This window comes from Desulfuromonas acetexigens, assembly GCF_900111775.1.
GTDB classification, from domain to species: Bacteria; Desulfobacterota; Desulfuromonadia; order Desulfuromonadales; family Trichloromonadaceae; genus Trichloromonas; species Trichloromonas acetexigens.
The window spans coordinates 1-7,016 of sequence record NZ_FOJJ01000018.1 but is presented as its reverse complement, the minus strand read 5'-3'; the positions used below and the strand labels follow the sequence as shown (position 1 = coordinate 7,016).

Below are 7,016 nucleotides of genomic sequence, written 5' to 3'. Positions count from 1 at the left end.
CTGCTTTGCCAATTGGGAACTTACGACCCCTTGTTACCAAGACGCCGCTCCCTTGAGCTACCGGGGTGAACGGACAACTCCCCGGACGGGACTTAAACCCGTTAGATATTCAACTGTTACTGCGTACGGACGATCTTATTAAATTCATCTACGGGCTTGATGCATACGATGAGTTCGATGGCGACATGCGTCATTGGATAAAAGGCGACGTCATGCACTCAAAGCCCGTCATCATGAATTACAGCAATTACGATTTCAATCTTACGAATGAAGCAAACTGCGGCACCAACAAGACCTACATTTTCGTTGGCGGCAACGATGGCATGCTGCACGCGTACCGCGATTGCGATGGGAAGGAAGTATGGGGCTTTATTCCCGATGAGTTTCTGGCCGATCTGCAGTATTTAAGGGACTTCGACCATCATTATTACTTCATGGACGGCTCTCCCGTTATCTATTTTCATGACCAGAACAAAGATGGCACCATCACGGCCAGTGAAGATGCCGTCGTCCTGATCGTCGGCATGCGACGTGGCGGCGGCAAAAGCACACTGGGTTTCGGCGGTGGCGACAGCACCTATTACGCCCTGAATATCACCAACCCGGAAAATCCCGAATTTTTATGGAAGATCAACAACAGCACCTCCGGCTTCGCAGAGTTGGGGCAAACCTGGAGTCTGCCGACTCTGGCACTGATGCAACTCGGCGAGCCCAAGGCCGCCAAGGTCGTCGCCATTTTCGGAGCCGGCTACGATACCAACGAGGATTTACGCCACGGTGCGACCCAGGATTTTCCTGACGCGGACGAGAATACGGTAACCTCTGCAGCCTTCTCCGGCGAAGGCAATCTGATCAGCAGCACCGGGAACAGCCCTTATGCACCCAGCGGTCGAGGCTGTTTTGCGGTGGAGGTGGCATCGTTTGATGCCTCGGCGGGAAAAAGGGTGGTACTCAAAAGCACCCCGACTTTGCTGTGGAGCTACACGGCGGCTGACGACGATAGTGATCGAATGAAGTTCAGCTTTCCTTCAGACCCTCTGGTGCTCGATCGTGACTACGATGGATATGCCGACACCACCTATATTGGTGACACCGGCGGCCAACTGTGGCGCTTCGACATGCAGAGCAACAGCACTTCCAACTGGAATGCGACCTGCATCTTTGCCGCCAATGACGGTGTGGCCGAAGTCGGCCGCAAGGCATTCTACAAGCCGACAGCAACATAATCGGGCTACGATACCTTTCTTTACTTCGGTACCGGCGACCGTGAACATCCCCTTAACACTTCAGTAACGGATCGGTTTTATGTGGTTCGCGATCGTCGTATTCCTGTGGGGATGACCGACACGACAGACATCACCAATTTCACGACAGCCCATAAGTTATGGAATTACAGTTCAGGGCCACTGACGGAAGCGAACCTTGTCGATGTGACCGTCTATGACTACACCACGAACAAACTAGACCAGCTTCGCCCGCCCTATCAGGATCTTGCGGACGAGGCCGTGGACAAAACCGTAAAATACGGCTGGTTCATTCAGCTTGATGAAACGAATCATGAGGGTGAAAAAGTTCTCGCCAGCCCTCGGGTGTTCAATGGTGTTGCCTACTTCAGCACCTATCAACCCACAGCACATAGCGAGGGCGATGACCCCTGCGCCGGGGTATTGGGGCCTTCGCGCCTGTATGCGATCGACGCCTTTACCGGCAAAGCCGCCTTCAACCTGGATACTACCAACGATACTGTCGACGAAGTGGTGATCGGCCGGCCTGACCGTTCTTATGAAATCGGCCGCGGGATCGCCTCGGAACCCATCGTCAAGGTGGATCGGGGAGGCAACATTTCCGTTTTGGTCGGTCGTGGCGGTGGTTTTTTCAGTTCAGCGAATAATCCCGATGTCAACTTGGGCAAGATGAATCCGCTCGAACCGGTCTACTGGATGCAATGGTGATGAATCGACTGCGATTATTTTTTCTGTTGGCCGGTGCGGCCATGGCATGGCTCTCAGCCGCACCGGCACAGGTTTTTGCGGCCTCTGTGATTACATCGGCAAGTGTCGAGCCCCTACCCTTTGATACCGCTACGGGTTTGACCGCTGAATGCCTGTTGGCGGAAGACAGCCCCGCTGTGGTGTTGCACTACCGCTGGTTTCTCGATGGCGAGGAACTGCAAGACCTTGACACGGAACAGGTTCCGGGTGATCGACTGCGGCGCGGTGCCATGCTCTCTGTTGTGGTGACGCCGGAAACCTTCAGCGGGGAGATTCTGGAGCCTTTTGTCAGCATGCCCCTGGAGGTAGCCAATGCGGCCCCCAGAATTCTTTCACAGCCGCCTGAATTCGGTGCGACAGAAGGTTTCTCCTATCAGGTTCAAGCCCAGGACACGGATGGCGACCACCTTAACTTTCTTCTTGTGGAAGGTCCCGCGGAAATGACTCTTGGTGCCGAAAACGGCCTGCTCGTATGGTCGCCGGCATCCCTGCCGGAAGGAAACTTTCCTGTCCGACTACGGGTAGAGGATGGCTACGGCGGCTGGGACGAACAGGCCTTTGAACTGAGCCTGGCTTTTCCGGAGCCCCGGCAAACGCCGGAAGGGGGCAGCAATGAATAAGCGCGGATTTACCCTGATAGAGTTGATCATCACGATCGGCATCATGGCCATTCTCATGGCGTTCGCCGCCCCGCCATTGGTGCAATGGCGTGAGAGTGCCCAGGTCAGAGAAGTGGCGAGAGAAATCCTGACCGGCTTGCGGCAGGCGCGAGACCTGGCGGTAACCAGCAGCGCCACGGTGACAGCGGTGATCGATCTGGATAACCATCAGCTTGTCTATGGCGGAAGGACACGCACACTGGCGCCACAGGTGCCGTTGGAAGCATCCAACATCAATAGCAATGACACCTGGGCAACAACCGGTACAAAAGAAACCAATTTTCACCCCCAGGGGAATGCCAGTGATAAACTGTTCATTCGAGTCAATGGCGATGACAGCTTGGTGGTACAAATCGAATTCACCGCCTCTGGTCGGGCACGACTATAATTGAGCTTTACGCAACGCATCGCGACAAGTTCGAGCGCAGGGCAACGTGAGGACATCAGGCTGATCCGCCCACTTTCTGAATGCAGTGACAACCCCCTCTCCCCGGCGGGAGCTTGTACACCGACCGGGGTGTGAGGGGACAATAGAAAGACTAAATTAGTGAATAGGCGGGAATGCTCGGGCGTGGTTGGGAATGGCCGGGAAACTTCTTTTATTTTCGGCGGGTTATCTTCGTGCGGCGCTTTGGGCCTGGCGGGCGGCGGCGGACATTCAAAACACTAAAAATTGGCGCTTCGGCAATTTTCGGACAATAGAAACACTAAATCGCAAGACACCCTTCAAGACCCTTCAAAAAGCCTTCAAGGAATCTATCGAACAAGGCCCGTAAACGGGACGCTATTTCTCATTTTTGGGATTTCTCCTTGGTTCCGGGCCACTTATTACTTTCAACAATGCCTCAACTATTCCCCTGGCTTCTTCTGGCCCTTCTTTTTCGTCATAACGTTCGGCACCGTCTACCAGGAAAAACAGAGCGGAAAACATAGCCTTTATTTCTGTGACGCTTGGCAAGTGCTCCCTGAGTTCCGCGATAAGGTTAATCAGGTCAAAAGTTAGATATGCGTATTTCCTAGATTTTTTCTCACCTGAACAGCTTAGTGTTTCAATGAGGGCCTGCAATACATTCACATGCAATTCATCGTCTTGAAACTCCCGCTTTCCCCTTTCTACCGCAGTCCTCATAAACGGGCCTTCCCCGGTCACCAACCAACTCGGGTTTACTTCTGGGAAGGCTTCAAGAATCGCGTTTAGAGCCTCGTAACTGGGGGTTTGATCGCCTCGCTCCCAGCGGCTAACCGTCGATTTTGGCGCACCTATTTTCTTGGCAAAGTCCTGTTGCCTGAGCCCTCCTCGAACCCTCTTCAGCCTCTCGCCTATCGTCATTGGTTCCGACTTCTCCCCCGCAGGTGCGGAACTTTTGCAAAATAAAAATCCCACGGTTCCGCACGTCTTAAGTTACTGAAATATTTGATAATCCCTAAAAACAAACAAGGAATGAACGAATTTTAATAGTAGGAACTCAAAAAACGGGATTTACATTCCCGATTTTAGGGATTATGGTAATACACAAGTATAGACACCTTCCCACCTTTGACACACAGAAAGGGCCGGTCGAATGTTCGCTACTCGCCCCCCCAGAAATCCCGAATTAAGAAACGTCTGGATCATGGCCAATCTTCGGGCGGCCGGTTCCTCTTATGCGGCTATCGCCAAAGAGCTGGGGCTTTCCCGTGCTGCGGTAACATCGGCCGCGAAAAAGCCCGCCATTTCCGCCCGCTGCTGTTCCGCCATTGCCGAGAAGCTTGGGCTTCGTCCTTGCGATATTTGGCCGGAACGATTTCCCGTTGTTCAGGATTCTAACCTAACAAGTTTGGCTAAACAATGACAAAGGGCCGAAAAAGAATTGTCAACGCCGCCGGGCAGCTTGGCCTTTTCGACCTTCTCAAGCAAGAGCAGGCCGAACGGATCGCCGCCCAGCCGGGCCGGTTGTCTATCTCTTCCCGATTCATGGCAACGATACGCCAGGCCATGAAGAAGGCCGCCAAGAGCCGGGACGCGATAGCCGATGAAATGACCCACCTTGCCGGGCAGACCGTCACGGTCAACATGCTGAACAGTTGGACGGCGGAAAGCCACCCCCACCGGATGCCCGCCGAACTCCTCCCGGCATTCTGCGCCGCCGTGGACAATACCGACCCGATACGGATTTTGGCCGAGACAGTCGGGATTTACACCCTCCCGGGCGTCGATGCCTTACGCGCCGAAGTTCAGAGGATTCGGGAAGAAGAACAGAAGTTGGCCGCCGAACGCAAGCGGCGGGAACTCTTTCTGAAGGAGCTGGGGCAATGAAGACCCATTACAACGCCGCCCTTCACCCCGCAACTCATGTGCTCCCCGCCTGTCGCGTCGGTACGATCGGCACCACGAAGCCGCGCCCCGCTTATCACGGCACAACCGACCGCGAGAAAGTCACTTGCAAGGCCTGCCTGTTGGCCCTGGGGGACCGGAAATGACGTTGTTTTTAGCGAGCCTTGCCGAGATCGCCGCCGCCCTGGAGATTACACCCCGGGCGGTAAGGAAAAGAGCACAAAAGCAATCTTGGGCTTGCCTTGGCGAAACCCTTCAGGGTGGCGGCCGCCGGTATAACGTGGACGAACTCCCCTTGAGCGACCAGGAGAAGACCAGAATCCGCGCCCATTTGCTGCTTTGCGTCCGCCCGGGCTCGACCGTTTTCACCCCCGAGGCCGCCGCGCCCGAAGCGCCCGCCGCTCCCCCTGGGGAATCCCGACCGACCGACGAAGACCGGGAAGCCCTGTGGAACTATGCCGCACAGAAGAGCGCGAAGAATAGGGAGGGCGCGGCCCGGAAGGCGGAAGCGGTTCGCGCCGTGGAATCTCTCATGGCCCGGGGAACCGGGATAACGGCAGCCTGTAATGAAGTGGGCGCGAAGATTGGAAAAGGCGGGGACAGGGTGAGAGTCTGGTTTGAAAAAACCCGAGGCGTTGACCCTGGCGATTGGGTGGCAATCCTCGTTGACGCCCGAGGCGGGAACCGCCCGAAAAAGGACCCCAGCCCGGAAGTCTATGACTATATCAAGGCCGATTGGTTGCGGATCGAGCGGCCCACCTTCCAAGCCGTCTATGAACGGGCGGAACGCGCCGCCAAGGCCCACGGCTGGGAACTTCCCAGCTTGAAAACGATCAAGCGCAAGCTCGAAAACGAAATCCCCCACGCTCTTATCGTGCTGAAGCGCCAAGGCGAAGACGCCTATAAAAAATGCTACCCGGCCCAAGAGCGAGATAAGACCGTTTTCCGGGCTCTCGAAGCGGTCAACGGCGACGGCTACACCTTCTTTAAATATGTCCGGTTCGAGTCCGGCGAGGTGTGCCGCCCTACCGCATGGGTGTGGCAAGACATTTATTCAGGGAAGATTCTGGCCTGGCGTCTCGACGTTTCGGAGAACAAGGACCAAATCCGGCTTTCGATTGGCGACCTGATAGAACATTATGGAATTCCTAGCTATTTCTTATTTGATTCAACCCGCGCCGCCGCAAACAAAGACGTTACGGGCGGAGTAAAAAACCGCTACCGCTTCAAGGTGATGCCTGATGAGCCCCTGGGGCTGATTCCCCAACTAGGGGCGGCCGTTCATTGGGCCACGCCAGGCCATGGGCAAGCGAAACCTGTTGAACGATGTTTTGGTGTTGGAGGCCTTGGCGAGCACATCGACAAGCACCCGGCTTTTTCGGGGCGAGGAACCCAGGCCAATCCTATCCCCGTGGAAGAATTTGAAGCGATTATGACGGCGGAAATCGCCGCTTACAACGCCCGCAGGAGGCGCCGCTCCAAGGTCTGCAACGGCAAGAGCTTTGATGAGGTTTTCGCCGAGTCTTACGCCAAGGGGCCAATCAGGAAGGCGACCCGGGAACAACGGGCCTTGTGGTTGCTGGCTCCCGAACCTGTCACGGCCAACGCCAAAGACGGATCAATCAAGATCATGGGGAACCGCTACTGGTGTGAAGAACTGACCCGCTACAAGGGGAAAAAGCTGGTGGCGCGATTCGACCCGGCCAACATGCACAAGGGCGCGATTGTCTACCAGTTGGACGGGCGGCGGATCGGGGAGGCGGAATGTATCCTCCCGGCCGGATTCAACGACCGGAACGCGGCCCGCGAAGTCGCCAAGCAGAAAGCCAGGCGGAAAAAGGCCTTGCGCGAAATCGAGAAGGCCGAAATACGGATCAATGCCCGGGAGGCTGCAAAATGTTTGCCGCAGGAAACCCCACCGGCCACGCCGCCGTCGTCAAAAATTGTCGAGGGGATGTTTGGCAAGAAGGAGAAGAGCGCCGAAACCGACCCGGCAAGCGCCCACAATTTCGAGGAAATAGCGGAAGCGATGTATCTGCACAGCCTGAAAAA

The 7,016-nt window shown here is 55.6% G+C and carries 10 protein-coding genes; 9 read left to right on the top strand and 1 reads right to left on the bottom strand.

All coding sequences use genetic code 11. From position 1 onward, the window contains the following. The first annotated feature begins 65 nt into the window (after window positions 1-65). The 5 genes from BQ4888_RS08915 (at window position 66) to BQ4888_RS17360 (ending at window position 3,426) form a co-directional block, all read left to right on the top strand. Window positions 66-1,226, top strand: coding sequence for a pilus assembly protein (locus BQ4888_RS08915; protein ID WP_140396632.1), 1,161 nt, complete (start codon window positions 66-68; stop codon window positions 1,224-1,226). 81 nt (window positions 1,227-1,307) lie between these two features. Next, window positions 1,308-1,952, top strand: a complete 645-nt coding sequence (locus BQ4888_RS08910) for a hypothetical protein (RefSeq protein ID WP_140396631.1) — start codon at window positions 1,308-1,310, stop codon at window positions 1,950-1,952. After that, window positions 1,952-2,611, top strand: coding sequence for a putative Ig domain-containing protein (locus tag BQ4888_RS08905; RefSeq protein ID WP_092056556.1), 660 nt, complete (start codon window positions 1,952-1,954; stop codon window positions 2,609-2,611). Before BQ4888_RS08910 ends, BQ4888_RS08905 begins: the two co-directional genes overlap by 1 nt. Then, a complete protein-coding gene (locus BQ4888_RS08900; protein ID WP_092056555.1) occupies window positions 2,604-3,038 on the top strand; it encodes a pilus assembly FimT family protein in 435 nt (144 codons plus the stop codon). The genes BQ4888_RS08905 and BQ4888_RS08900 overlap by 8 nt, the downstream gene beginning before the upstream one ends. 193 nt (window positions 3,039-3,231) lie before the next feature. Then, window positions 3,232-3,426 carry a hypothetical protein gene (locus BQ4888_RS17360; RefSeq protein WP_140396630.1) on the top strand — a complete coding sequence of 65 codons (195 nt, stop codon included), beginning with the start codon at window positions 3,232-3,234 and terminating at the stop codon, window positions 3,424-3,426. A gap of 8 nt (window positions 3,427-3,434) precedes the next feature. On the opposite strand, the gene BQ4888_RS08895 is transcribed toward BQ4888_RS17360, so the two are convergent. After that, complete coding sequence (locus tag BQ4888_RS08895; RefSeq protein WP_092056553.1) at window positions 3,435-3,980, bottom strand: helix-turn-helix domain-containing protein; 546 nt, start codon at window positions 3,978-3,980, stop codon at window positions 3,435-3,437. Between the two features lie 283 nt (window positions 3,981-4,263). Here BQ4888_RS08895 and BQ4888_RS08890 point away from each other — a divergent pair, with 283 nt between their 5' ends. The 4 genes from BQ4888_RS08890 to BQ4888_RS08880 all read left to right on the top strand — a co-directional run. After that, complete coding sequence (locus BQ4888_RS08890) at window positions 4,264-4,482, top strand: helix-turn-helix domain-containing protein (RefSeq protein WP_170232996.1); 219 nt, start codon at window positions 4,264-4,266, stop codon at window positions 4,480-4,482. Next, window positions 4,479-4,946 (top strand): hypothetical protein, encoded by a 468-nt coding sequence (locus BQ4888_RS08885; RefSeq protein ID WP_092056550.1) that lies wholly within the window; start codon window positions 4,479-4,481, stop codon window positions 4,944-4,946. The genes BQ4888_RS08890 and BQ4888_RS08885 overlap by 4 nt, the downstream gene beginning before the upstream one ends. After that, on the top strand, window positions 4,943-5,110 hold the full coding sequence (locus BQ4888_RS17545; protein WP_170232995.1) for a hypothetical protein: 168 nt from the start codon (window positions 4,943-4,945) through the stop codon (window positions 5,108-5,110). Before BQ4888_RS08885 ends, BQ4888_RS17545 begins: the two co-directional genes overlap by 4 nt. Further along, the coding region (locus tag BQ4888_RS08880; protein WP_140396629.1) for a transposase domain-containing protein at window positions 5,107-7,016 on the top strand (1,910 nt) is incomplete at its 3' end. The genes BQ4888_RS17545 and BQ4888_RS08880, both read left to right, overlap by 4 nt.

Coding starts and splice junctions, on each gene's coding strand:
- BQ4888_RS08895 (WP_092056553.1), bottom strand. CDS start 3,980: ATGACGATAGGCGAGAGGCTGAAGAGGGTTCGAGGAGGGCTCAGGCAA.
- BQ4888_RS17545 (WP_170232995.1), top strand. CDS start 4,943: ATGAAGACCCATTACAACGCCGCCCTTCACCCCGCAACTCATGTGCTC.
- BQ4888_RS17360 (WP_140396630.1), top strand. CDS start 3,232: ATGGCCGGGAAACTTCTTTTATTTTCGGCGGGTTATCTTCGTGCGGCG.
- BQ4888_RS08905 (WP_092056556.1), top strand. CDS start 1,952: ATGAATCGACTGCGATTATTTTTTCTGTTGGCCGGTGCGGCCATGGCA.
- BQ4888_RS08890 (WP_170232996.1), top strand. CDS start 4,264: ATGGCCAATCTTCGGGCGGCCGGTTCCTCTTATGCGGCTATCGCCAAA.
- BQ4888_RS08900 (WP_092056555.1), top strand. CDS start 2,604: ATGAATAAGCGCGGATTTACCCTGATAGAGTTGATCATCACGATCGGC.
- BQ4888_RS08885 (WP_092056550.1), top strand. CDS start 4,479: ATGACAAAGGGCCGAAAAAGAATTGTCAACGCCGCCGGGCAGCTTGGC.